Below are 1,022 nucleotides of genomic sequence, written 5' to 3' on the forward strand. Positions count from 1 at the left end.
CTGATCAGTACCCCCGCGCTGTTTAAATCACCGAACAGGTCCTTAAAATCTTCTGCTGAGGGGTTTAACTCGTACCGGCCGGCTGAATGCTTTTTATATTCCTTACCTATGACTACTTCTAACAATTCATCTCCAGGACGAAGTAAGCCCGTACTCAGCCGTTCGGTAATGGATTTTTCCGGCGAAAAAAATAAATAAACACGCTTTTCTGGCTGTTCTGACCGGGGGGACAGCACTGACTGCTTCCACAATGGATAATAAACCCAGTCCTTTAGCTCTTCATCTGTCGAAGACCGGCTCATTATGCCTAACCCCAACAACAAATCACCAGAAAACGGGTCAACTTCTGCAGGGTAACGGGACGGCTCAAAACAATAGGTGGGTAACGGGATCTTATTCCGGACCTCCCCACGGTAATAAGCATCCCAGTTGACCGGGATACCGTTACTCCATATTTTCCCGATCCCCGAACTCAGATGGCCCTGGTCGTCTCCGGTCTTATGCCTTGAGGGCAACAGGCCTATAGCCACTGATGCGGGGCCGTAACCCGGCTGTTGTTTTAACAGCCCTTTTAACGTACCGCCAGGACCTATTTCTATAAAAATCCCGTCTTTAACATCTCCGATAATACGGGATAAACCCGACGAAAACTTAACCGGTTCCCGTAAATGCCGCGCCCAATATAACGGGCTGCAAACCTCTGCTCCTGCCAGCTCACCTGTTAAGTTGGAAACAAAACGGTAGGATGGCTTTTGATAGCTGACCTTTTCAAGCTCCGCCTTAAATGCAGGAATAACCGCGTCCTGCATCTTTGAATGAAATCCATGCACCGACGATAATTGCACATAAGCTACTCCCGCCAGAGACAGTCTGGCCATTAGCGCTGAGATTGCAGCCTCCGGCCCCGAGAAAACTACCTGAACAGGGCTATTCACCGCTGCTATTGATAAATCTTCATTTAGGTAACTTTCCGCGGCAGATAAACTCAGCGAAACTCCAAGCATACCTCCCGCTGATAATTC

1 protein-coding gene is annotated in these 1,022 nt (G+C 48.7%); it reads right to left on the bottom strand.

All coding sequences use genetic code 11. The features are described 5' to 3' along the window. A partial coding sequence (locus ACFFGT_RS19195) for an acyltransferase domain-containing protein (RefSeq protein WP_377024133.1) occupies positions 1-1,004 on the bottom strand: 1,004 nt, incomplete at its 3' end. Between the last annotated feature and the right edge of the window lie 18 nt (positions 1,005-1,022).

This window comes from Mucilaginibacter angelicae, assembly GCF_042434235.1.
Classification (GTDB): domain Bacteria; phylum Bacteroidota; class Bacteroidia; order Sphingobacteriales; family Sphingobacteriaceae; genus Mucilaginibacter; species Mucilaginibacter angelicae.